This window comes from Citromicrobium sp. JLT1363 (assembly GCF_000186705.1).
Taxonomy (GTDB): Bacteria; Pseudomonadota; Alphaproteobacteria; order Sphingomonadales; family Sphingomonadaceae; genus Alteriqipengyuania.
In genome coordinates this window covers 147,732-172,999 of record NZ_AEUE01000008.1, presented here as the reverse complement: position 1 = coordinate 172,999, position 25,268 = coordinate 147,732, and the positions used below count along the sequence as shown (strand labels likewise).

13 protein-coding genes, 3 tRNA genes and 3 rRNA genes are annotated in these 25,268 nt (G+C 62.9%); 8 read left to right on the top strand and 11 right to left on the bottom strand.

Annotation, left to right across the window (positions count from 1 at the left end; all coding sequences use genetic code 11):
• Position 1: 1 nt before the first annotated feature.
• Together ADAD_RS0113430 and ADAD_RS0113425 are read right to left on the bottom strand one after the other, a co-directional pair.
• Positions 2-2,107, bottom strand: a complete 2,106-nt coding sequence (locus tag ADAD_RS0113430) for a malate synthase G (RefSeq protein WP_010414732.1) — start codon at positions 2,105-2,107, stop codon at positions 2-4.
• Positions 2,108-2,231: 124 nt separating this feature from the next.
• On the bottom strand, positions 2,232-3,683 hold the full coding sequence (locus tag ADAD_RS0113425) for a class II fumarate hydratase (protein ID WP_010414729.1): 1,452 nt from the start codon (positions 3,681-3,683) through the stop codon (positions 2,232-2,234).
• Between the two features lie 97 nt (positions 3,684-3,780).
• Here ADAD_RS0113425 and ADAD_RS0113420 point away from each other — a divergent pair, with 97 nt between their 5' ends.
• Positions 3,781-4,872 carry an ion channel gene (locus tag ADAD_RS0113420; RefSeq protein WP_010414726.1) on the top strand — a complete coding sequence of 364 codons (1,092 nt, stop codon included), beginning with the start codon at positions 3,781-3,783 and terminating at the stop codon, positions 4,870-4,872.
• Between the two features lie 56 nt (positions 4,873-4,928).
• Complete coding sequence (locus ADAD_RS0113415; protein ID WP_010414724.1) at positions 4,929-6,212, top strand: cation:proton antiporter; 1,284 nt, start codon at positions 4,929-4,931, stop codon at positions 6,210-6,212.
• A gap of 44 nt (positions 6,213-6,256) precedes the next feature.
• Here the strand turns inward: ADAD_RS0113415 and ADAD_RS16430 are convergent, their stop codons facing one another.
• Positions 6,257-6,772 (bottom strand): lasso peptide biosynthesis B2 protein, encoded by a 516-nt coding sequence (locus ADAD_RS16430; RefSeq protein WP_010414721.1) that lies wholly within the window; start codon positions 6,770-6,772, stop codon positions 6,257-6,259.
• 183 nt (positions 6,773-6,955) lie between these two features.
• Here ADAD_RS16430 and ADAD_RS16025 point away from each other — a divergent pair, with 183 nt between their 5' ends.
• The 3 genes from ADAD_RS16025 to ADAD_RS0113390 are packed head-to-tail and all read left to right on the top strand — an operon-like array spanning position 6,956 to position 9,053.
• Positions 6,956-7,882, top strand: coding sequence for an ATP-binding cassette domain-containing protein (locus tag ADAD_RS16025; protein WP_010414718.1), 927 nt, complete (start codon positions 6,956-6,958; stop codon positions 7,880-7,882).
• Positions 7,863-8,750, top strand: coding sequence for a sulfotransferase domain-containing protein (locus ADAD_RS16020; RefSeq protein WP_010414714.1), 888 nt, complete (start codon positions 7,863-7,865; stop codon positions 8,748-8,750). Before ADAD_RS16025 ends, ADAD_RS16020 begins: the two co-directional genes overlap by 20 nt.
• Before the next feature lie 21 nt (positions 8,751-8,771).
• Positions 8,772-9,053 (top strand): PqqD family protein, encoded by a 282-nt coding sequence (locus ADAD_RS0113390; RefSeq protein ID WP_010414711.1) that lies wholly within the window; start codon positions 8,772-8,774, stop codon positions 9,051-9,053.
• Between the two features lie 892 nt (positions 9,054-9,945).
• On the opposite strand, the gene ADAD_RS0113380 is transcribed toward ADAD_RS0113390, so the two are convergent.
• The 7 genes from ADAD_RS0113380 to ADAD_RS0113350 all read right to left on the bottom strand — a co-directional run bounded on the left by ADAD_RS0113380 (position 9,946) and on the right by ADAD_RS0113350 (position 17,519).
• Positions 9,946-11,889, bottom strand: coding sequence for an asparagine synthetase B family protein (locus tag ADAD_RS0113380; protein ID WP_010414708.1), 1,944 nt, complete (start codon positions 11,887-11,889; stop codon positions 9,946-9,948).
• 292 nt (positions 11,890-12,181) lie between these two features.
• Positions 12,182-12,258 (bottom strand) — tRNA-Met (locus tag ADAD_RS0113375).
• Positions 12,259-12,384: 126 nt separating this feature from the next.
• Positions 12,385-12,499, bottom strand: a 5S ribosomal RNA gene (gene rrf, locus ADAD_RS0113370).
• A gap of 120 nt (positions 12,500-12,619) precedes the next feature.
• Positions 12,620-15,408: ribosomal RNA gene (locus ADAD_RS0113365) — 23S ribosomal RNA — on the bottom strand.
• Positions 15,409-15,662: 254 nt separating this feature from the next.
• A tRNA-Ala gene (locus tag ADAD_RS0113360) sits at positions 15,663-15,738 on the bottom strand.
• 22 nt (positions 15,739-15,760) lie between these two features.
• Positions 15,761-15,837 (bottom strand) — tRNA-Ile (locus ADAD_RS0113355).
• Between the two features lie 195 nt (positions 15,838-16,032).
• Positions 16,033-17,519: ribosomal RNA gene (locus ADAD_RS0113350) — 16S ribosomal RNA — on the bottom strand.
• The 16S, 23S and 5S rRNA genes sit together here with 3 tRNA genes alongside, the layout of an rRNA operon.
• Before the next feature lie 593 nt (positions 17,520-18,112).
• On the opposite strand from ADAD_RS0113350, the gene ADAD_RS16015 reads away from it, so the two are divergent.
• From ADAD_RS16015 to ADAD_RS0113335, 3 genes are all read left to right on the top strand, one after another.
• The gene (locus ADAD_RS16015) at positions 18,113-19,063 is read left to right on the top strand and encodes a glycosyltransferase family 2 protein (RefSeq protein WP_010414704.1); all 951 of its coding nucleotides are present in this window, start codon (positions 18,113-18,115) and stop codon (positions 19,061-19,063) included.
• Positions 19,060-20,517: a lipopolysaccharide biosynthesis protein gene (locus ADAD_RS0113340; protein ID WP_139020459.1), complete on the top strand. Its 1,458-nt coding sequence runs from the start codon at positions 19,060-19,062 to the stop codon at positions 20,515-20,517. Before ADAD_RS16015 ends, ADAD_RS0113340 begins: the two co-directional genes overlap by 4 nt.
• A 78-nt stretch (positions 20,518-20,595) precedes the next feature.
• Positions 20,596-22,416, top strand: a complete 1,821-nt coding sequence (locus ADAD_RS0113335; protein WP_010414696.1) for an ABCB family ABC transporter ATP-binding protein/permease — start codon at positions 20,596-20,598, stop codon at positions 22,414-22,416.
• 9 nt (positions 22,417-22,425) lie between these two features.
• Here the strand turns inward: ADAD_RS0113335 and ADAD_RS0113330 are convergent, their stop codons facing one another.
• Positions 22,426-25,263 carry a M16 family metallopeptidase gene (locus ADAD_RS0113330; protein ID WP_010414693.1) on the bottom strand — a complete coding sequence of 946 codons (2,838 nt, stop codon included), beginning with the start codon at positions 25,261-25,263 and terminating at the stop codon, positions 22,426-22,428.
• Between the last annotated feature and the right edge of the window lie 5 nt (positions 25,264-25,268).

Here is a 25,268-nt window from a genome sequence, read left to right as displayed (position 1 = left end):
TCTAGCCGCCCGCCTTCACCTTCTGGCGGTAGGCATGCAGCAGCGGCTCGGTATAGCCGCTGGGCTGTTCGGTCCCTTCGAAGATCAGCGCGCGCGCCGCCTGAAAGGCCATGGAGTTCTCGGGATCGTCGGCCATCGGACGGTAATCCGGATCGCCTGCATTCTGTCCATCGACCTTCCTGGCCATTTCCCGCAGCACTTCATCCACCTGTTCGGGGCTCACCACGCCATGTTCCAGCCAGTTGGCGATATGCTGGCTTGAAATGCGCAGTGTCGCGCGGTCTTCCATCAGGCCGATATCGTTGATGTCGGGCACCTTGGAGCATCCGACACCCTGATCGACCCAGCGCACCACATAGCCCAGGATGCCCTGCGCGTTGTTCTCCAGTTCCGCACGCACCTCTTCGGCGGGCCAGTTCACGCCATCGGCCAGCGGGATGGTGAGCAGGTCGGCAAGCGGGGCGATGCCCTCTTCCCGGCGCTCGCCCTGTCGCTGGAACACATCGACGAGGTGGTAGTGCGTGGCGTGCAGCGTGGCGGCGGTGGGCGAAGGCACCCAGGCGGTGTTCGCACCCGACATCGGGTGGCCGATCTTCTCCGCCAGCATGTCCGCCATCCGGTCAGGCATGGCCCACATGCCCTTGCCGATCTGCGCCTTGCCCGAAAGCCCGCAGGCAAGCCCGATCTGCACGTTGCGATCCTCGTAGGCCGCGATCCAGGGTGTTTCCTTCATCGCGCCCTTGCGGCGCATCGCACCCGCGCGCATCGCGGTATGAATCTCGTCGCCGGTACGGTCGAGGAAGCCGGTATTGATGAACATGATCCGGTCCTTCACCGCGTGGATGCAGGCTGCGAGATTGGCGGACGTGCGCCGTTCCTCGTCCATCACGCCGACCTTGATCGTGTGCCGGTCCAGCCCCAGCAGGTCTTCCACCGCATCGAACAGATCATTGGTAAAGGCGCATTCTTCCGGCCCGTGCATCTTGGGCTTCACGAGATAGATCGATCCTTCGCGGCTGTTGGAGAGCGCGCCGGTCCGCTTCAGGTCGTGGCACGAGATGGTCGCGGTCATGATCGCGTCCAGAATGCCCTCGGGCGCTTCGTTGCCATCGGGCAGGACCACCGCGGGCGTCGTCATCAGGTGGCCGACATTACGCGCCAGCAGCAGGCTGCGGCCCGGCAGCGTGAAGGCGTTCCCTTCCAGATCGACATAATGCCGGTCCGGGTTGAGCGTGCGAGTCATCTCCTCCCCGCCCTTCATGAAGGTTTCCCGCAGGTCGCCCTTCATCAGGCCGAGCCAGTTGGTGTAGCCCAGCACCTTGTCCTCGGCGTCCACCGCCGCGACCGAATCCTCGAAATCGCAGATGGTCGAAAGCGCCGCCTCCATGATGATGTCCGCGACGCCTGCCTTGTCCGTCTTGCCGACCGGATGCGCGGGATCGATCACGATTTCGATATGCAGGCCATTGTGCCGGATCAGCCAGTTGGCGTCGCGCTTGCCCACCACCCGGGCATCGCCCTTCAGCTTCGGTTCGCTGCCGTCCCAGTTGCGCCAGAGCTGGTCTTCCAGAGGCACCGCCCGATCAAGGAACTCGCGGCCCCACTCGATCACCTTCGCGCCGCGTTCGGGATCGTAGCCATCGGGCTTGGGCGATCCGGGGATGGCGTCCGTCCCGTACAGCGCATCGTACAGGCTGCCCCAGCGCGCGTTTGCTGCGTTCAGGAGAAAGCGCGCGTTGAGCACCGGGACCACCAGCTGCGGCCCGGCGATCTGCGCCAGTTCGGGGTCGACGTTCTTCGGGTCGACGGTGAAGGCCTCGGGTTCGGGAACGAGGTAGCCGAGATCGGTCAGAAAGGCGCGGTAGGCTTCCGGATCGACCGGCGCCGGGTTGGCGCGGTGCCAATCGTCGATCTTGCTCTGGATGGCCTCGCGCTTCTGCAACAGGTCGCGATTGCCTGGCACGAAACGTTCGAAAATGCCCGCAGCGCCGCGCCAGAAATCTTCCGCCGCCAGGTCGAGCCCCGGAAGGACCTGCGTTTCGACGAAATCGACCAGCTCTCCGGCGATCTTCAATCCTGCCCGGTCCTGCATGTTCGCATCGCTCATTTTTCGAGGTTCCCCTGTCGTTCCTGTGGCCCTTGCGCGAACGCTTGGCGCGTCGGCGGCAGGCCTGTCAAATCTCGATTTCCGCCGCGCGCAGCCTACCGCTACGGCAACGCGACCTCCCTGGTCAGGCGCCCGACAGATCGTCTCCGATCATCGTCGCGGGCTGCACGATCCTGTCGTAGTCTTCCTCGCTCAGCTTGCCGCTGGCAATCGCTTCTTCGCGCAGCGTCGTCCCGTTCTTCGCCGCGGCCTCGGCGATGTGCGCCGCGGCCATATAGCCGATTTCGGGCACCAGCGCCGTCACCAGCATCAGCGATTGTTCGAGCAGGTGGCCGATCCGGTCCCGGTCCAGCTCCGTACCTTCGATGGCATTCACCCGGAAGCTTGCGCAGCCATCGGCAAGAATGCGGATGGAATGCAGCACGTTGGCGGCGATAACCGGGCGCATGGCATTGAGCTGCAGGTTGCCCCAGCTGCCCGCCATCGCATTGGCCGTATCGTGCCCGATCACCTGCATGGCGACCATCAGTAGCGCCTCGCTCTGCGTCGGATTGACCTTGCCCGGCATGATCGACGATCCCGGCTCGTTCTGGGGCAGCTTCAGTTCACCGATTCCGCAGCGCGGCCCGCTGGCGAGCCAGCGCACGTCATTGGCGATCTTGATCAGCGCAACCGCGACGCCGCGCAGGCCGGCGGACAGGCGTACGGTGGGGTCCAGCGTCGCCTGCGCGTAGAACTTGTTGGAGGCGGTGCGGATCGGCAGGCGTGTGAGCCGGGCGATCTCTTTTGCGACATCTTCCGAAAAGCCTTCTGGCGCATTGAGCCCGGTGCCCACCGCAGTACCGCCCAGCGCGATCTCCATCAGGCCTTCGCGCGCGACGCCCAGATCCGCGATGGACGCCCGCAGGGCTTCCGCCCACGCGCTCCATTCCTGCCCGACGGACAGGGGCACCGCGTCCTGCAGATGGGTGCGCCCGATCTTGGCAACATCCATCCATCCTTGCGCCTTGGCCTCGATCGCCTCGGCCAGCAGCTCCATTTCGGGAAGCAGCATGCTGTCGAGCGCGCCCAGCGCCGCGAGGTGCATGGCCGTGGGGAAGGTATCGTTGGACGACTGGCTCTTGTTGACATCGTCGTTGGGCGCGACCGGTTTCTGGCTGCCCAGTTCACCGCCCAGCAGCTGGATCGCACGGTTCGCGATCACCTCGTTGACGTTCATGTTGGTCTGCGTGCCGGACCCGGTCTGCCAGACCCGCAGCGGGAAATGATCGTCGAGTTCGCCCGCGACCAGTTCATCGCACGCGGCGACGATTGCCTCGCACTTTTCGCGCGGGAGCAAACCGGCCCGTTCGTTCACGATGGCAGCGGCCTTCTTGAGGTAGCCGTAGGCGCGGCACAGCTCGATCGGCATGCGATCCTCGCCGATGGCGAAATGCTCGAGCGAACGGGCCGTCTGCGCCCCCCAGTAGCGATCCGCCGGGACGCGCACCTCGCCCATGGAATCGAATTCGACGCGTTCTCCCGTTCGGTCGATACCGACCGGAATTTCGCTGTTTTCTTGCGCCTTGTCGCTCACTGCCGTCTTTCTTGTCCGTTTCAACAAGAAACCTTGGCGGCGCGCCCCGTTCCCGTCTCCGCGCCAGCCCGGCGAAGCGGCGGGGGCGATTGTCCAAATGCGCAGCCCCGGCTATGCCCTGCGCGTCATGGGGGTGATGAGCCGGACCTTGCAGCGAATCTACTACGCCATCGCTATGCTGCGGTGGAGCGTGCTGCTGGCAGTGATCGCGCTGCACATGGTCCTGTCCTACGTGGTGCTCGCAGCGACCGGAGAGACCGAACTGGTCTCCGATCTCGCGGTCTATTTCTACTACTACACCACCACCGCCACGACGGTGGGATACGGCGATCTCAGCCCGCAGACCGATGCCGGGCGCACGGCCGCGGCGATCGTGGTCCTGCCTGGCTCGATCGCCCTGTTCACCGCCGTGCTGGGCAAGGCGGTGAGCGATATCGGCAACCAATGGAGGCGAGGCTTGGAAGGCAAGGGAAACTACGCGAAGCGCAGCGACCATATCGTGATCGTCGGCTGGCAGGAACGTGCCACCAAGCGCCTGATCGAGACGCTGCTGGAAGATCGCGGCCAGCCTGTGCGCCCCATCCTGATGGCGGCCGCGGTTGCCGAAAATCCGATGCCGGAGGCAATCGACTTCGTCTATTCGGAGACGCTGTCCGATCTCGACGCCTATGTCCGCGCGGGTGCCGGTGGGGCCAAATCGGTCCTCATCCGCGGCGCGAACGACGATGACACGCTGGCCGCGACGCTGGCTGCGCGTGCCGCCGCGCCGACCGCGCATATCGTGGTGCACATGGAGAACGAGGATACGGCCCGGCTGCTCGAACACCAGATCGACAATATCGAGGTCTTCTCCTCGATCTCGGTCGACATGATGGTGCGCGCGGCGAACGATCCGGGCGCATCGCGCCTTGCCAACCTGATGTTCTCCTCTCGCACGGAAAGCACCGCCTTTTCGCTGTACGTGCCGGACGATACGCCACCGATGGCCTATATCGACGCGCTGGTGGCGCTCAAGAAATCGCACCGCATAACCCTGATCGGGGTGAGCGAGGCGAATGGCCGGCACCTTGACCTCAACTGCGTGGCCGATCGCCGGATCGAGGGCGGCGACACGCTGTTCTACATCGCCAACGAAAGGCGCGAGCCGACAGCCGCACAATGGCGCGAGCTGTCGCGAGAGCTGGCCTGAGGCGCCCTCGCAGGGCATAGCGGGGGCCACCTCGCGGCCTCGGGCGTTCATCCACGATGGACAAGGCTACCTTCGGTTTCGATCCCTATCACATACTGCTCGCGGGGTGCGGCTTCGCGATCATCCTCGCCTACTGGCTTCCGCGGTTCCTGCATGGGCGCGAGCCTGCCTCTTCGGGCCTGCTGATCCTTGGCGGTCTGGCGGTGTTCGGCATCATCCCCGGCGTGCCCGACGCGCTGAGTCCGCTCGACCGGCCGCGCATCTGGGAACTGGCTTCCGAATTCGCCGTCATCATCGCGCTTTTCGGCACCGGCATCAGGATCGATCGCATTATCGGCAAGGACCTTTGGGGGCCGACGGTCCGCATGCTGGCCATTGCCATGCCGCTGTGCATTCTCGCCGTTGTGGCGCTCGGTATCGGGGTCGGATTGACGCTCGCGGCGGCGGTGCTGCTCGCCGCCGTCCTCGCGCCGACCGATCCGGTTCTTGCGGCGGACGTCCAGGTCGGGCCGCCAACCGAAGGCGGCGAGCACCCGGTCCGCTTCGCCCTGACCACCGAGGCCGGCCTCAATGACGGGCTGGCCTTTCCGTTCGTCTATCTGGCGATCTTCCTTGTGGCCGCGAGCGGGGGCGTATCGGACTGGTTCGGCGAGTGGTTCGGCTTCTACGTCGGGTACAAGATTGTCGTCGGCGCGGCAGCGGGGGCGGCGGCGGGCTGGCTGCTGGGCAAGATCCTGTTCTCTCTGCCCGGCCACAATCCACTGGCCAATGCGGGCACCGGCGTGATTGCGCTGGCGGGCGTGCTCGTCACCTACGGACTGACCGAATTGATCGAAGGCTACGGCTTCATCGCCGCCTTCGTCATGGGCATTGTCCTGCGCCGGAAGGAGGCGGAGCACGATTACCACGGACGGCTGCACTCTTTCTCGAGCGCGCTGGAACACTCCGTCACCGCGATCCTGCTGGTCCTGCTGGGCGGGGCAATCCCCTCGCTGCTGACCTACCTGGACTGGCCGCACGCGCTGCTCGGCGTTGCGCTGATCTTCGTGATCCGGCCGGCCTCCGGGATGCTCGCCCTCGTCCGGACGAAACTGTCCGTGCGGCAGCGCGGCGTGGTCGCGTTTTACGGCGTGCGCGGCATCGGCTCGATCTACTACCTCGCCTATGCAGGCGGCCAGCTCGACCTGGTCGACGAGGGCGCACTGTGGGCCACGGTGACCTTCACCATCCTGCTATCGACCATCGTTCACGGCTTCAGCGCTGGCAGCGTGGTGTGGGCCGCGACCCACGAAGGCGAGCCCGAGGAGGACCGGGCACGCACGGCAGAGGCCAAAGCATAGGGCGGCGCGCGCAGCGAACCGCCAAAGCGCTGACGCCAGGCCGCTCAGAACTTTCGGGTCGCTATCGCATCCGAAAGTTCGCGCTCCGGCCGGTCCTCGCCGGGTGAATTGTCGCTCGAATTTTCGGTCGATCTCTTTTCGAACGGCACGAAGGCGTGGTGCCCCTGGGCGCCCGTCACCACCACGTCCGCGACCTTCAGCCAGGCGTGGAAAAGCAGTTTCCTGCCCGCAGGATCGTCATTGCGGCGCGAACCGAACACGATCCGCGAAGGAATGCCGCGCCGGTTCAGCATCCAGCGCGCGGCGATCGCGCGCGGCAGGCACACGGGCGCAAACCAGGCGCGATCGGCAATGCGCTCTACCGCCCTGCCCAGTCCGTAGGCTCGCCTGGTGGCCGCTTCGTCCACCCGAAGGGCAGCCATGCCCTCCCCCCCGATCGGCCCGATGCTCTTGCGCCACCAGTTGAACGGCACGAAACGGACCAGCACCCAGGCCACGGCCAGGCTGACCCAGATTTCGGCTTCGCCGAGCTTTCTGCGAAGGAACCGCACTATCCTCATGATGCGGTTTCCCTATCAGCGATTGGCGGGCGACCAAAGTGCCAGCACCGCGATGGGGGTTTTGCCGGCCAAATTGTTGACATTGGAGCCCGAATGTTAAGGGTTCGCCCTCCCCGAGAGGGGCGCGGACCATGTAGCCCACACTGCGCCGTCGATTGAATGCGAGTTACAGATACCGTTTCTATGAGTGATGTTCCCTTTACCGTCACCGCGGACCTCGAACTGGGATCCCGGGTAGAACCGTTCGTGCGCGCGGACAGCGCCGATGTGCGGATTTGCGAGGGCTGCGTGCCAGATAGGCTGGATGATGCCAGCGAGGCGGGAACCAACTTCGAGGTCAGCGGGGATCGCTTCCTGCTGCATGTCCCTCGCGGGGCGAGCTTCCTGGTCGAGGGTGGTTCGCGCATCACCTACAGGCGCAACGACACATCCGATCGGGACATGGCGCTGTTTCTGCTGGGTTCCGCCTGGGGGGCGCTCTGTTATCAGCGGGGCCTCATCCCGCTCCATGCCAGCGCGGTGATCAGGGATGGACAGGTCCATGCCTTCACCGGCCCTTCGGGCGCAGGCAAGTCCACGCTGGTGGCCGCCCTTTCCCGCAGTGAGCTGGACTTCTTTACCGACGACGTTCTGATCATCGATCCGGAGCGGATCGAACCGGGCAGGTCGTTCTGCTACGCAGGGCAGAAGGACATGAAATTGTGGAAGGATGCGTTCGATCTGACAGGATCGGACAAGCTTGGCGCGGTGCGTGACGAACCGAGCTTCGAGAAGTTCTTTGCCCGCCCCGCGACCATGGGCGAGAATGCGTCCGGCCTGCTGTCGAGCCTGACCATCCTCAAGAACGAGAATGTGCGCCGCGCGCGCACGCCGGTCGAGATAGAGCAGATCAGCGGCGCCCTGGCCCTCAGGGCCTTGCGCGAAAGCGTGTATCGCATGCGCTTCGCCAATGCGATCATCGGCCGAGAGAAGCTTTTCAGAACTCTCGGCGCCCTCATTTCAGCGGTTCGCGTACAGACTTTCGATCGATCGCTCCTGAAGTCGGAATTCGAAAACTCGACTGCGGTCATGCGCGAATGGATTCTGGACTATGACCCGGAAGCCCGCTGACCCTGCCCCCGCGCCGGACGGGTATCTCGACAAGCCAATCACCTGGCTGACGTCCTTCCCCAAGTCCGGAAACACCTGGACGCGTATCCTGCTGTCCAACCTGCTGGCGCACGATTACGTCGACGATGACAATTTCGCCTCGCTCCCCGGATCGATCTCTTCCAACCGGCGGAGCTTCGATCAGGTGACGGGCCTGCCCTCTTCGGACATGACCGACGACGAGATCGATCTTGTCCGCCCCGATTTCTACCGCGCTCTCGCCGTCGATTGTATCGAGCGGCAGTTCGTGAAGGTGCATGACGGCTATCACGACAGCGGCGCGGGCGAACCGCTGTTCCCCGCAGGCTGCAGCTTCGGCGCGATCTACCTCGTGCGCCATCCCTACGATGTCGCCGTGTCTTACGCCAATCACCAGGGGCACGAGAATTTCGACCGGATCGTGAAACAGATGAACCACGCCGATCACATCATGGCCGGGGGAAGGCAATCGCAGCTGCGCCAGCGCACGCTCGGCTGGAAGGGGCATTATATCAGCTGGCACGAACAGCGCGCGATCCCCCTGCTCACCATCCGTTACGAAGACATGCTGGCAGACACTGCCGCCTGCCTGAAGCAGATGGCCGCTTTCCTCGCGCTCGACGAGGCGACGGACGATGCAGCCATTGCCCGCGCGGTGGAGGAAAGCCGGTTCGAGAAACTGCGCGCCAAGGAAGATGCGCACGGATTTCGCGAAAAGCCCGAAAAGGCCGGGAGGTTCTTCAATTCCGGACGATCGGGTGATGGGCGCCAACGCCTCTCGACAGAGCAGCGCCAGCGCCTTTACGAGCACAACCGCGAAGTGATGGAAGAGCTCGGCTACGAGCCGTGACTGACAGAATTGGGACGCAACATGGCAATCGAGAGCGACTGTACGATCCGCAAGAGCGAGAATTTCGTGGAAACCGTCGTCGACGAGGAACTGGTGCTGATGCACATCGTCGATGGCCGTTTCTATGCGCTAAAGGACACCGGCCGCCACGCGTGGAACCTGCTGGACGAGCATGCGCGCTTCGGCGACCTCGTGGAGGCCGTGCGCGGTGACTATGACGTCAGCGAAGCGACCTGCCGAGAGGAACTCGGCAAGCTTTTCGATGATCTGAGGGAGCGCACGCTGGTCAGCATAGACTGCTGATATCCGGCCCATCCGCCGGGCGGGTCAAGACCGCCGTCTGCTCGCGCGTGGTCCCGAAACGCCTTCAGGAAAGGGAGAAAACTGTAGGCGCTACGGCCTCAGTTGCAGGCGAAACACCGCCCTCGACTCCTCGCCGATCATCGAGGTCAACGACCTGCGGTGTCGACCAGCGGCGCTCGCCAGCATTCGTGCGAAGTGCTTCATGCGGCTGTTTCATGTCGGTTCCCCTCTTGAATCCGCTGTGCGGGATATTGGGCCCAACATAAAAGTCAATAGATTCAGCCCCCGGCACGATCCCGGAGAGCATTCCTTCGCGGGGGAATTGCGAAATGCCGACGAAGCTTCCGCATGCGGCGGGCAACCAGGCCTTGGGGATTATCAGATCGGCCGACAGCGTGAGACAGGAAAGCCCCTGCTCGCGCGCCGGCCGCGCGTTCTCAGGATACGGAATAAAATGTGGGAGCGAAATACTCGGGGGCGTTGACTGCGCCTCCCGCGATCGCCCGACGATCGTCGAGGTCGACAACCTGCGGTGTCGACCATGCGCGCTTGCCAGCATTCGTGGGTAAAGTCTCGTGCGGCTGGTTCATCTGTGGACGTTCCTCTGTGGAGTTGGGTCCCAGAAATATCCGTAAGTCTAGAAAGAGTCGACTATTTTTGGAAAGTCCGAGGATCGTCTGTGAAGGAAGCTGCACCGACACGGAAACTGGCCAGGGGATACCGATTGGTCAACGGCACTTGGCACCTGTCTTCCCGTGGCCTGCTGAGCGGCAGTTGGCGGTTCACTGGAATGGCGGCGGAACAGCCCGTGCACGCGCCTAGCGCGTAAGTCTCGTTTAATGGAAAGAGTCGAATCCGTTGTAGTATTCAACTCCAGGCCCGCTGCCTGCGCTTACTCTTCTTCCGCAAGCCACGACTGCAACCGCTCCAGCGCGAAAATGGTACGGAACGGAACCCCTTCGAGGGTGTCGGGCCTAGCCTGAACACCCTTGGCGCGCTGCTCCCGGAAATACGCGATGGTTTCATCGTAATCGGGCAGCTTCTCGATCATTTTGCGCAGCCGCGAAAAATCGGCATATTCGTGCAGCCTTGGATCACGCTCCAGCGCATCGAGGCGTTGCAGATACTGCTGCTTGTTGCGTGCAACATCCGGAATGATTTCCGGGATCGGCATCATTTTCCGGCCGCGCATGCGCACGCTGTCCGGCAGCACGCCCTTCATCGCCTGCCGGAAAGGCTTTCGCTTCAGCTCCGCATCGGCGAGATAGCCCGGCGGGCAGGTCAGCATGTATTCGATGAGATCGATGTCGAGCATGGGGAAGCTATATTGCACCCCGTGGCGGGCGGATGTCGCCGCCAGACTGTCCGTGCGCCCGCTGGTCGCTATTCGCTCCAGCCCCGCGATCATGCGCGCCGCCGCACTGCCAGAGAGATCGCGCCAGCGCACGCGCTCGAAATGCTTCGCCTTCAGGCCGGGCATGGTGATGGCCTGGGATCGGAAGAGCCCCCGGCCCATGCGCCAGTCCGCTAGCCGATTGCGCCATGCAGCGGGGACGGCCAGTTCGGTCGCGATCGAAGCCGTCCGTCGGGCGGCACTGCCCAGCCCCTCGCGCGAATAAGTCGCGCGCAGATCTTCCGCCAACTGCGAGATTTCACCGCGCTTCAGCATCTGGGCGGGGGTATCGCGCAGCTTGTTGGTGACGCATTCGTCCCCGCCCCAGCCACACAGCACGACCTCAGCGCCGGTGGCCGAGGCGGACGCGCACACGTCATCTTCCAGATGAACATAGCGCCCTTCGGTGCGATCCGGTTCGATCTGGCCCACCTCCCCCGGATCGCGGCCCTGATGGCGGATTTTCGTCACGCTCATCCGATTGGATTGGCGGGCGATCTCCCCCGCCAGCTCGCTCTCGTCGATGAAGAGTTCGGGATCCGAATCCTGCGCCATCGCATAGACATGGGCGTGCAGATGCTGGTCTTCACCAGGCAGCAGCCGCGCGGCCGTGGCGGAGATTCCGCCCGCGTCGAGCCCGGCCGAGATTTCCGATGCCACCGGGCCCGACCGCGGCAGCCGGCGCGCCACGGCCTCGTCGAAACGTTCCTTCAGCCCATCGCACCAGGCCTCGAAATCGGGCGGATGGCCGGCAGGCGCCGGCTCGCGAAGAGCCCAGTAGCGCCGCTTTTTCAATTGGCCCGAAGCGAACGTGAATTGAGATGCAGGCGGCATGCGCGAGACGCCTTCGATCATCGTGCGCCCGTCCGGGTTGGTGTTGCGCGCGAGGAACTGCATCGAACCGGCCCAGTCGCGCCGGCCTGCAACGATGCCCGATCCGGTGAAGGCACGGGCCAGCGAAGCAAAGGCAAAGCCGTCTGCCGTTTCGTAGGAATATAGCGGGCGCACGCCCATCTGGTCGCGGCGGCAGATCAGCCGGTTGCTCGCCGCGTCGTGGAGCGCGAAGGCGAATTCGCCGCGCAACCGGTCCAGCCCCGCTTCGCCCGCCTCGCTGTAGAGCGCGGCGATCAGCGCTGCGTCGCCCCGTGCCGCGCTGTCGCGCGCAGCAGGTGACAGCTCCGCCCGCAAAGCGTGGGCATTGTGGATTCGTGCGTCGGCCACTGCGGTAACCGCGCCATGGCACCCGCGGATCTCAGGTGGCGCGCCGGTGAAACCGCGCGGGGCAACGTGAACCGCGGCCAGCGATACTGCCCCCTGCCCCGCTGTGTGGAATACGAAATCGGTTTCGAGACCGGGATTGGCCACCAGCGCGTTCGCAAACCGCGCGAGCTCATCCTCGCCGCCGAACCCGGCACCAACCCATCCGCAAATCAAAGCGACCATCAGACCGGCACTGCTAGGCTGCCTTGCGAGCACGTGGCAAGCCGTGCCGGGAGGTGCGCCGGTAAAAAGCTGGCCCGGCAAGAGGGCGAATGACGAGCGGAGCCTGACGGCCATGCCCAGCCGGGGCGAACGGCGATCGCGCGCCAGGACTGCTTGGCGGGCACCAATGATCGACCGCGCAAACCCCTTCTGGGCAGGGCAATCGGCCTCCCAACTGCGCGTCGAGCGCAGACACACGAACGGCCCCGCTGGATACAACGGGGCTTCTTCTGGGGTCTGTTCGGGGTCTCGGTGGTTGCGGGAGTTGGATTTGAACCAACGACCTTCAGGTTATGAGCCTGACGAGCTACCGGACTGCTCCATCCCGCGTCACCGTGTGTGCGGCCGTAAAAGGGGCCGCAAATGCAAAGAGGGCCGCGAACGGCCCTCCGGAAGAGGGCCATAAGGCCCTGACAAGTGAATGGGTTTTGTTTCCCGCTGCCCGCAAGCTGCAATGCCTCGCGGCGACCTACTCTTCCAGTGCTTTTGCACTAGTACCATCGGCGCTGCCTGGTTTCACGGCCGAGTTCGAGATGGGATCGGGTGGGTCACAGGCGCTATGACCACGAAGCAATGAAGCTTGCGTGCGACGGGTTATAATCGATGCGGTATTAAAGGCGTCTATCCGGCTGGAAAATTCTTCCGATCTTCGACGCCTGCCGAAGCAGGACTGTCGTTGATGGTGCGAATCCTCAAGCATGATCAGAACTATTAGGACTGGTTAGCTCCACGCATTACTGCGCTTCCACACCCAGCCTATCAACGTCGTGGTCTACGACGGTTCGAAGATACCTAATCTCAAGGGAGGCTTCCCGCTTAGATGCTTTCAGCGGTTATCCCGTCCGTGCATAGCTACCCTGCGGCACCCTTGGCAGGATGACAGGTACACCAGAGGCACGTTCACCCCGGTCCTCTCGTACTAGGGGCAACTCCTTTCAAGTATCGACGCCCACGGCAGATAGGGACCAAACTGTCTCGCGACGTTCTGAACCCAGCTCACGTACCACTTTAATTGGCGAACAGCCAAACCCTTGGGACCTGCTCCAGCCCCAGGATGTGATGAGCCGACATCGAGGTGCCAAACGATTCCGTCGATATGAGCTCTTGGGAATCATCAGCCTGTTATCCCCGGCGTACCTTTTATCCGTTGAGCGATGGCCCTTCCACGAGGGACCACCGGATCACTATGACCGACTTTCGTCTCTGCTCGACTCGTCAGTCTCGCAGTCAGGCAGGCTTATGCCATTGCACTCTCGCAGACGGTTTCCAACCGTCCTGAGCCTACCATCGCGCGCCTCCGTTACTCTTTAGGAGGCGACCGCCCCAGTCAAACTACCCGTCACAGAGGGTCCCTACACCGGCTAACGGTGCGAGGTTAGACATCAGAAAACAGCAGGGTGGTATTTCACCTATGGCTCCACGACAGCTGGCGCCGTCGCTTCAAAGCCTCCCACCTATGCTACACAACTCTTTCCTAATGCCACTCTGAAACTGCAGTAAAGGTGCACGGGGTCTTTCCGTCTAACCGCGGGTACTCCGCATCTTCACGGAGAATTCAATTTCGCTGAGCATATCCTGGAGACAGTGGGGAAGTCGTTACGCCATTCGTGCAGGTCGGAACTTACCCGACAAGGAATTTCGCTACCTTAGGACCGTTATAGTTACGGCCGCCGTTTACTGGGGCTTCAATTCGGAGCTTGCACTCCTCCTCTTAACCTTCCAGCACCGGGCAGGCGTCAGACCCTATACGTCGTCTTGAAGCCGACTTAGCAGAGTCCTGTGTTTTTGCTAAACAGTCGCTACCCCCTGGCCTGTGCCCCCCACTACTGCTTGCGCAATAATGGGGCCTCCTTCTTCCGAAGGTACGGAGGCAATTTGCCGAGTTCCTTCAGGATACTTCTCTCAAGCGCCTTGGTATACTCTACCTGACCACCTGTGTCGGTTTCGGGTACGGTCTATATGCAGAGGCTATTTCCTGGGACAACTTGGCTGCCAGCTCAATCCAATAAGGACTGACAACGTCCGCCATCCGTCACACATCTGCAGGCCCACGAATATTAACGTGGTTCCCATCGACTACCCCCTTCGGGCTCGTCTTAGGGGCCGGCTCACCCTGCGCCGATTAGCGTTGCGCAGGAACCCTTGGTCTTTCGGCGAAAGGGCATCTCACCCTTTTTATCGCTACTCATGTCAGCATTCGCACTTCCGATACGTCCACCGTCGGTTACCCTTCGGCTTCACTCGCTTACGGAACGCTCCGCTACCGCGTACAGTAAACTGTACACCCTAAGCTTCGGTGCATCACTTGAGCCCCGTTACATCTTCGCCGCAGGAACCCTTATTTAGACCAGTGAGCTGTTACGCTTTCTTTAAAGGATGGCTGCTTCTAAGCCAACCTCCTGGTTGTTTTGGGATTCCCACATGCTTTCCCACTTAGTGATGACTTGGGGACCTTAGCTGTAGGTTAGGGCTGTTTCCCTTTTGACGACGGACCTTAGCACCCGCCGTCTGTCTGCCGGATAAGACTCGATGGTATTCGGAGTTTGGTTAGGTTTGGTACCGCTCGCGCAGCCCTAGCCCATCCAGTGCTCTACCCCCATCGGCATACATCCGACGCTCTACCTCAATAGATTTCGCGGAGAACCAGCTATTTCCCGGCTTGATTGGCCTTTCACCCCTAAACACAGCTCATCCGAGAATTTTTCAACATTCACCGGTTCGGTCCTCCAGTGCGTGTTACCGCACCTTCAACCTGGCCATGCCTAGATCGCCGGGGTTCGGGTCTAATACATCATACTCAGTCGCCCTATTCAGACTCGCTTTCGCTGCGCCTACACCTAACGGCTTAAGCTTGCATGATACATTAAGTCACTGACCCATTATGCAAGAGGTACGCTGTCACCCCCTATGGGGCTCCAACTGCTTGTAAGCATCCGGTTTCAGGTACTGTTTCACTCCCCTAATCGGGGTGCTTTTCACCTTTCCCTCACGGTACTGTGTTCGCTATCGGTCGTATACGAGTATTTAGGCTTGGAGGGTGGTCCCCCCATATTCAGACAGGATTACACGTGTCCCGCCCTACTCAAGTCCTCATCTCTCACTTTCGCCTACGGGGCTGTCACCCGCTACGGCCACTCTTTCCAAAGTGTTCGGCTAGTTGAAGATGAGGCACTGGCCTGGTCCCGGTTCGCTCGCCACTACTACGGGAATCTCGGTTGATGTCTTTTCCTCCGGGTACTGAGATGTTTCAGTTCCCCGGGTTCGCTTCACCAAGCCTATGTGTTCAGCTCGGTGATACCTTGTCCACCTCACTCCGAGCCCCAGAAGGGATCGAAGAGAAATGGTGAAGGTGGGTTTCCCCATTCGGAAATCGCGGGATCAAAGCCTGCTCACGGCTCCCCCACGCTTATCGCAGCGTGCCACGTCCTTCATCGCCTGTATACGCCAAGGCATCCACCAAATGCTCTTACCTCACGCTTGAGAATCCACACCATCAACGACAGGCCTGCATAAAAGCCCATGCGTCTTCACGATGATGCGGAAGAATTTAATCTCAGCCAGATAAATCATCTGATTAATGTTGCAGCACATGCTTGTCGGCCCGAAAGCCGACGCACTATGCGCCGCGGCATCGATTATAAAACCCATTCACAATGTCAAAGACGTACGATCGAAATCGTACTACCGGCCAGATGCCGGATCCGTTTTCCTCATCTCTGGAGTGCTTGCGCGACTGGTGGAGCCTATCGGGATCGAACCGATGACCCCCTGCTTGCAAAGCAGGTGCTCTCCCAGCTGAGCTAAGGCCCCGTTGGCCAGTCGCACGCAATAATGGTGGGCCTGAGAAGATTTGAACTTCTGACCTCACCCTTATCAGGGGTGCGCTCTAACCAACTGAGCTACAGGCCCACGCATGCCGGAACCGGCCGAAAGGGCCGATAGCCGCGTAAGCCAGCTCAGGCAACAGCAGCGACACACACCGATACACGGTGCGCTTCGCGCTGATCTCCAGTGATGAAAGGACATGAGGACGACGGCAATGTTCTTTGGAAACCACGAAGCACTTCCGACGGCTAGCGCCGGCGCTTTCGTGAAGATCCTTAGAAAGGAGGTGATCCAGCCGCAGGTTCCCCTACGGCTACCTTGTTACGACTTCATCCCAGTCGCTGATCCCACCGTGGCTCGCTGCGTCCCTTGCGGGTTCGCGCACGATCTTCGGGTGAAACCAACTCCCATGATGTGACGGGCGGTGTGTACAAGGCCTGGGAACGTATTCACCGCGGCATGCTGATCCGCGATTACTAGCGATTCCGCCTTCATGCCGTCGAGTTGCAGACGACAATCCGAACTGAGACATCTTTTGGAGATTAGCTCACCCTTGCGAGTTCGCTGCCCACTGTAGATGCCATTGTAGCACGTGTGTAGCCCAGCCTGTAAGGGCCATGAGGACTTGACGTCATCCCCACCTTCCTCCGGCTTATCACCGGCAGTTTCCTTAAAGTGCCCAACTAAATGATGGCAACTAAGGACGAGGGTTGCGCTCGTTGCGGGACTTAACCCAACATCTCACGACACGAGCTGACGACAGCCATGCAGCACCTGTCACTAGGTCCCCGAAGGGAAGGAGTCTGTCTCCAGAAACCGTCCTAGGATGTCAAAGGCTGGTAAGGTTCTGCGCGTTGCTTCGAATTAAACCACATGCTCCACCGCTTGTGCAGGCCCCCGTCAATTCCTTTGAGTTTTAATCTTGCGACCGTACTCCCCAGGCGGATGACTTAATGCGTTAACTGCGTCACCCAAGCTCTAAGAGCCCGGACAACTAGTCATCATCGTTTACGGCGTGGACTACCAGGGTATCTAATCCTGTTTGCTCCCCACGCTTTCGCACCTCAGCGTCAATAACTGTCCAGTGAGTCGCCTTCGCCACTGGTGTTCTTCCGAATATCTACGAATTTCACCTCTACACTCGGAATTCCACTCACCTCTCCAGTATTCTAGCCATCTAGTTTCAAGGGCAGTTCCGGGGTTGAGCCCCGGGATTTCACCCCTGACTTGGATAGCCGCCTACGCGCGCTTTACGCCCAGTAATTCCGAACAACGCTAGCTCCCTCCGTATTACCGCGGCTGCTGGCACGGAGTTAGCCGGAGCTTATTCTCCAGGTACTGTCATTATCATCCCTGGTAAAAGAGCTTTACAACCCTAAGGCCTTCATCACTCACGCGGCATTGCTGGATCAGGCTTTCGCCCATTGTCCAATATTCCCTACTGCTGCCTCCCGTAGGAGTCTGGGCCGTGTCTCAGTCCCAGTGTGGCTGATCATCCTCTCAGACCAGCTAAGGATCGTCGGCTTGGTGCGCCATTACCACACCAACTACCTAATCCTACGCGGGCCCATCCAAAGGCGATAAATCTTTGGTCCGAAGACATTATCCGGCATTAGCAGTCATTTCTAACTGTTATTCCGAACCTAAGGGCAGGTTCCCACGCGTTACGCACCCGTTCGCCACTAAGCCCGAAGGCTTCGTTCGACTTGCATGTATGAGGCATGCCGCCAGCGTTCGTTCTGAGCCAGGATCAAACTCTCAAGTTTGTGTCACTTACCTACCAGGCACGATCCGGAGATCGCAAACCCGACAAGCAAGAGTTCAAGGAGCCGAAACCTGCTGTCAAACGTAATGGATACGAATGAACATGCATCATCTGTGGGAAACGTGGAGTTTCCCATGGATGTGGCTTCGGCTTATATATACCGGTTACTGCGACCTTAAACTTCGCAGACCGGGCGCCGTCGCCCACATGTCCCTTCATCAAAAACCAACGATTTCAAAGAGCCGCCAAAAGCAAGAGGCGGACAGTCAGTGATCCCCGACCTGATGACCGGGGGACGGCCTGTCCGACTATGTTGGCGACCGAAGCGGTGGGCGGTGGAAGCCGCCAGCGCCGCGTCGGTGAAGCCCATCTAGGCGGGGGTCGGGATTCGGGCAAGCCCCTTTTTTCAAAATTCTGTCACTCTGTGCATAAGCTGCTGATTTAAAACGATACATTCTGCGATTTCGGACCCCCGGCTGCGGCCCGGCTTGGGCACCCCAAGGCGCGAATCCGCCGCAAACCGCACCGAATCCGCGAGAATCGGGTGTGATGGCAAACGTATCTTTACCCTGTGCGGCCTATGTCCGGCCCCGAATGAGCGATCTTTCTTCCCCTTCATGTGCGCATGCGCCGCGCGGCGGCGTGCGGCCGGCGGCGCATGCACGCCCTCGCGCGGGCACAGCAGGCGAATCGCCCGCAATTTCCATCGTCCTGCCGGTCCACAACGGCGAACCTTTCCTCGACGCAGCGCTCGAATCGATTCTCTCGCAAAGCTTTGCCGACTTCGAGCTTATCGCGGTGGACGACATGTCGAGCGACGCCTCGCCGCAGATACTCGCAGCCTTCGCCAATAAGGACTCGCGCGTGCGCGTGATCACCCTGGATACCAACGCCAAGCTGCCGGGCGCGCTCAATGCGGGATTCGCCCGGGCCCGCGCCGACTGGCTGAGCTGGACCTCCGACGACAACCTTCTGCATCCCGACATGCTTGCCACCCTCCTCGCCGCGCGCGACCGGCACCCGGGCGCCGATATCATCCATGCCGGCTACCGGGTGATCGATGCGAACGGGAAGCCCGTGGGTCACACGCCTGCTGAGCCGCCCGGGCATCTGCTGGAACGCAACGTGGTGGGGTGCTGCTTCCTCTACCGGCGCGCGGTGGACGAATCGCTCGGCGGCTATGACGAGACTCTCTTTGGCGCAGAGGACTACGACTTCTGGCTGCGCGCCGCGCGCGCGGGCTTTCGCTTCCACGCACTGGAGCAGGAATTGTACGACTACCGCAGGCACGCCCACAGCCTGACCGACCGCCGCTGGTACGAGAACCGCCGCAAGGTGGAGCGTGTACTCGAGCGCGAGATCGTGCTGGCTGGCGACCGTAGTCGCCGTGCCCGTGCCTGGCTCGCCCTTTTCCTGGGCAACCCCCACGAACTGCGGCTGCGTTACCTCCTGCGCGCACTGCGCGAGGATCCGGGCATCATCGCGACTCGCGCCGGCGATCTTTTCGGATGGCTGCGTCGCGCCATCGCATGGCGGATCTCATGAGCTTTACCGACACCGTACGCTCCGCCGTCGCATGGCGATCGGGTGGGCAGATCGTGGCCCAGATCATCACGTGGAGCGTGACGCTCGCCGTGGTGCGCATCCTCGACCCGGCGGACTATGGCCTGTTCGCCATGGGCCAGGTGGTCGTCACCTTCCTCGCCTTCCTCAACGGCTATGGGTTTGCCAGCGCGCTGATCCAGCGCGAGGAGATCGACCGACGAATCGTGCAGCAGACCTTCGGCATGCTGATTCTGGTCAACGCCGCCATCGCCGCCACGCAGTTCGCGCTCGCCCCGGTAGCCGCCGCCTATTACGGCCAGCCGATGGTGGCGGATCTGCTGCGCCTGCAGACGCTGATCTTCATCGCCATCCCCTTCATCGCCATTCCCGAAGTGCTGCTGATGCGCGCGCTGGACTTCAAACGGCACGCGGTGGTCAACGTGATCGCGGCGATCGTTTCCGCCGGAGTCGCGCTCGTGCTCGCCCTGCTGGGCTTCGGTGTGTGGACGCTGATCTGGGCGCCCATCGCGCTGCTGTTCGTGCGCGCTGTCGGACTGACCATCGCCGCCCGCAGTCTCGTATGGCCAAGCTTCGATTTCCGCGGCAGCGGCAACCTGTTCACCTACGGAAGCTGGCTGCTGGCGAGCCACCTGTGCTGGACGGTGGCGACACAGGCGGACATCTTCCTCGCCGGGCGCGCTTTCGATCCGCATCAGGTGGGGCTCTATTCCGAAGCCATCTTCCTGGTCACCATCGTCACCGCGCGTTTCATCCCGCCGCTGAACGATGTGGCCTTCCCCAGTTTCGCCCGCCTGCAATCGGACCGCGAGGCACTGGCGCGTGGCTTCCTGACTGCGATCCGGCTGATCGTGCTGGTGGTCAGCCCGATCTTCCTCGGCATGAACGCCACGGCAGAGCCGCTGGTGCTGACGGCGTTCGGCCCGAAGTGGACCGAGATGGCCCCCATCGTCGGCACGCTTGCGCTCGCGATGCCGGCCTTCACGATCTACATCCTGTTCGCACCCGCCTTCAACGCGATCGACCGGCCCGATCTTTCGGCCAAGACCTCCGCAGTCGTCACCGCCATCCTGGTCGGCGCTTTCCTGATCGGCCTGCCGCACGGCATTTCCGGGCTGGCCTGGGCGTGGGTGCTTGCGAGCCCGCTGCTGCCCCTCACCGTGCTGACGATGGGCGGGCGCGCACTCGGGATCACCGCAAGCGGCCTGCTGGGCGCCATTACCCCGGGCCTCGGCGCGGCCTGCGGCATGGCGCTGGTGGTGCGTGCGCTCGCCGCCGCCCTGCCCGATCTGCCCGCCCCGCTGGAACTGGCGGTGCTCGTGCCCACGGGCGCGCTCGCGTACCTCGGAATAGTCTACGTGCTTCGGCGCGACATGCTGCTGGAACTGTTCCGGCTGGTGGTTCGCAAGCAGCCGCCGGCGGTCGCCAGCGCCTGATCGCAGGGCCATTCGAAGCGGCACGCCTGCCGCCACGGCTTGAGAAGCGCGCCCGGTATCGCCACATGCTGGCGCGCGATGGGGCCAAAAAACACCAAATCCGACACGAACAGCGCCCCGCCCGAAGGCTGGCACACGCTGCGCCGCTTCCTGCCCTACCTGTGGCCGAAGGACCGGACGGACCTGCGCATCCGCATCGTGGTTGCGATGGTGCTCGTGCTGGTCGCCAAGGGCGCCACGCTCGCCCTGCCCTATGCCTACCGCGCCGCGGTCGACGCGATGGAAACCCCCGCCAACGAAGCGGCGATGGTCGCCATCGCCTTCGTCGCCGCCTACGCCGCCGCTCGCTTTTCCAGCGTGCTTTTCGACAATGTGCGCAACATGGTGTTCGAACGCGTCGGCCAGGATGCAACGCGAAACCTTGCCGAAGACGTCTTCCACCGGCTGCACCGCCTTTCGCTGCGGTTCCATCTTTCGCGCCGCACGGGCGAGATCACCAAGACAGTGGAGCGCGGGACCAAGACCATCGATACGATGCTCTACTTCCTGCTGTTCAACATCGCGCCGACGGCGATCGAGCTCGTGTTCGTCGCGGGCATCTTCTACGTCGAATTCGGGATCGAGCTGGTGCTCGCCACGGCAGCCACGGTGGTAGCCTATATCGTCGTAACGCAGGTCATCACCGAATGGCGGACCAAGCTGCGGCGCGAGATGAACGATCTGGACGGGCACGCACTGGCGCGCGCGGTCGATTCGCTGCTGAACTACGAGACGGTGAAATATTTCGGAGCGGAAGCGCGCGAGGAAGAACGCTACGCCAAGGCAGCGCGGGAATATTCGGAAGCGGCGATCAAGTCCGATTCCTCGCTCGGCCTGCTCAACATCGCGCAGTCGCTGATCACCAACCTGCTGATGGCGGGCGCGATGGCCTATACCGTGTGGGGCTGGAGCCAGGGCGAACTGACCACCGGCGATCTCGTTTTCGTGAACACCTATCTGCTGCAGCTCTTCCGCCCGCTGGACCTGCTGGGCTTCGTCTACCGCACGATCCGCCAGGGCCTGATCGACATGGCAGCCATGTTCCGGCTGATCGATGCGGAGATGGAGGTGGAGGACGCACCCGGCGCGCCCGCGCTCAACATCGCCCGGCCCGGCATCATCTTCGAAAACGTGCATTTCGGCTATGACGAGGATCGCACGATCCTCCACGGCCTCGATTTCGAAATCGCGGCGGGGGAGACCGTGGCACTGGTGGGCCCCTCGGGCGCGGGCAAGAGCACCATCGCGCGGCTGCTGTTCCGCTTCTACGATCCTGCTGCGGGCCGCATCCTGATCGACGGGCAGGATATCGCGCAGGTGACGCAGGAGAGCTTGCGCGCCGCCATCGGGATCGTCCCGCAGGACAGCGTGCTGTTCAACGACACGATCGGCTACAATATCGGCTATGGGCGCGCGAATGCGGAACAGGACGATATCCGCGAAGCTGCACGCGGCGCTGCCATCCTGCCCTTCATCGAAGCCCTTCCCGAAGGCTTCGATACGCAGGTGGGCGAACGCGGGCTGAAGCTTTCGGGTGGAGAGAAGCAGCGCGTCGCCATCGCGCGCACGCTGCTGAAGGATCCGCCCATCGTCATCCTGGACGAAGCGACCAGCGCGCTCGATTCGCGTACCGAGCAGGAAATCCTCGCCACGCTGAACCGCGTGGCGCGCGGGCGGACGACGCTGGCCATCGCGCACCGCCTTTCGACCATCGCGGACGCGGACCGCATTCTGGTGCTGGAAAACGGGCGGCTGGCCGAACAGGGACGCCATGCGCAGCTGCTGCGGCGCGATGGCCTCTATGCGGAAATGTGGGCGCGCCAGCAGGCCGAGCGTACCGAAGACGCCCGGCCCGCGTAGAGCGCCGGATCAGTCTTCGAGGCCGAAATCCGCGCTGGAAAGGTCCAGCCCTTCAGCCGGGATCACTTCCACATCGGGGCGGATGGCCCGCAGATCGTCGATGAACGCCGCTGCGTTGCCGACGATCACGATCGTCGCCTTGTCGGGATCGACGAGCTCCTGCGCCGCCGCACCCGCATCGCGCGGCGTCACCTGCGCAAGGCGGTCGGCATAACGCGCCGCCTCGGCCGGTTCGAGGCCCTGCTGCATCAGGCCGGCAACGATGCCGTTGAATCCCGAACTGCTTTCGAGCGAACGGGCATAGCTGCCGCCGAGATAAAGCCGCCGCCGGTCGAGCAGCGCCTCGTCGAGCGGTTCGGTCCCCAGCCGGGCGAACTCGTCGAGGAATATCTGCGCGACCTCGTCCGCAGTCTCGTTCTTGGTCTGCGCGCTCGCCGCGAGCACGGCATCGTCCGCCCGGTCGGCAAAGCCCGAATAGGCCCCGTAGCTGAGCGAGCGCTTGGTCCGGATCTCCTCGAACAGGCGACCGCTCGAACCGCCTCCCAGCACGGCGTTGGCCAGCTCAAGCGCGTAATACCGCTCGTCATCGCGCGGGATGGCACGCACCGCCGCGTAGACGGCTGCCTGCCCTGCCTCCGGCATGTCGATCACCACCGTACGCACCGGCTGCGCATCGCCTGCGGGATTGGCGGGCGGCGTTGGCGCGGGGGCGCTGACCGTCCAGTCGCCGAACAGGCTTTGCGCCAGCCCGGTTGCCTGCGCGGGCGCGATACCGCCGCTGACGATGATCTTCGTCTCGCTCGGGTGCCACCAGGTCTGCCGGTGTTCGATCAGATCTTCGCGGGTAATCGCAGCGAGGCTTTCCGACGTACCGCCGGATTGCGACCCATAGGGCGCATCGCCGTACATCACGAGCGAAGCGACCTTGCCCGCCAGTTCGCCCGGGTCTTTCATTTCCACCAGCAGCCCGTCGATCGCCCGCTTGCGCTCACGGTCCAGTTCGGCCTGCGGATACTGCGCGCTGCGCACGATGCCGGACAGCACCTCGCCCGCCGCCTCGAAATTGGCGACCGGCGCGGTCAGGCTGAAGAAGGTGCCGTCGCGCCCGGCATTCGCGCTCAGGCTGGCGCCAAGGCTTTCGAGCCGCGCGGCAATCTCCTGCGCGCTCATGTCGGCCGTGCCCTGATCGGCAAGCTGCGCCGCGAACTGTGCGACGCCGGCCTTTTCGCGGCTGTCGGTAGAGGCGCCGCCGGGCACCAGCACGGTCATCGTGGCAATCGGCACGTCGCCGGTCTGTGCGGCCACGACCTCGATCCCGTTGCTCAGCGTCTGCTCGACAATCTCGGGGGCGTCGACCGCAGGGCGCGTGCCCGCAGCGGGCGGAGCCTGCCGCTCGCCATCGGGCAGGACCGACAGAGGCTCGCCGGTCGCCTCGGGCAGCGAGCGGAAGGTCGGCATCGGGACCGGGTTCGCATAGGCCGAAGGATCTTCCTCTCCCGCGACATAGCGCATGTCCACGCGCGCCTGCGGGGCGAGCCACTTCGCCGCCACCCGCTGCACGTCATCCACCGTCACCGCAGCGATGGCCGCCAGCCGGTCGTCGGCAGCGCGCGGGTTGCCGGTGGAGACCAGCGCCTCACCCAGTTCGAACGCCCGCCCCCGCGCGGTTTCGCGGCGCCGAAGCGAATCGGAGAACAGCTCGCTCTTGGCTTCCGCCAGTTCGGCCGCGCTCACCGTACCCGTGCGCAGCTTCTCCAGCTCCGCCTTGAGCAGCGCGTCGACCTCGTCGGCGTCGGCCATCGGGTTGGTGATCGCGAAGCTCGCGACGTAACCGCCCTCCTCGCTCGCTGCGGAGAACATCGCGCTGTCGACCGCCTTGCCGGTGCGCACCAGCGCTTCGTAGAGACGGCTGTTCTGGCCGCGCGCCATGATCGCCGAGATCACGTCGAGCACCACCGAATCCATGCTGTCCGCTTCCGGCCCCTTCCAGATCGAACCGGCCACCGGCAGTGGCACGTTCGGCGCGGTGGCCACGAAGCTGCGCGGGCTTGTCCGCTCGGGCTCGCGGGTGTCGATCGTCAGGTCGATCGGGTCCGCGCGGCGCGGAATGTCGGCGAAATATTCGTCGACCAGCGCGCGCAGGTTATCCATTTCGAAGTTGCCCGCCACGATGAGGGTGGCGGTGTCCGGCCCGTAATAGGCCTGGTGGAAGGCGCGTGCATCGTCGAGCGTGGCGGAGTTCAGATCCTCGATGGAACCGATCCCGGGACGGCGCTGCGGCAGGACGTCATAGGCGTTTTCGGCAATGACGAAGCGCTGCAAACGGCCATAGGGCGGTGCGAGCACGCGCTGGCGCAGTTCTTCCTTCACCACCTCGCGCTCGGAATCGAACACCTGCTGGTCGATCACCGGCTTGAACATGCGTTCGCGGTGGGTCCACAGCATGGTTTCGAGATATTCCGCCGGAACGGTCTCGTAGTAATTCGTCCGGTCGGACCCGGTCGAGGCGTTGCGCGTACCGCCCACATCCGCGGTCAGCCCGTAGATCATGTTGTAGGGCATGTTCTCGGTCTTGCGGCTGAGAATATGCTCGAACAGATGCGCGAAACCGCTGCGCCCCTCGGGATCGTGCTTCGATCCGACTTCGTACCACAACGATGTGGTGACGGTGGCGGTCCCCTCGTCCTGGATGGCGATCACGCGCAGGCCATTGTCCAGCGTCCATTCGGTAAAGTCGATCTCGGGCGCGGACAGGCCCGGCTCCAGATCCGGAGCATCATCCTGCGCAAAGGCTGGAGTGGCGAAGGCGAGCACGGCGGCGCTGGCGGCGAGAACGGATTTGAGCATTGTTG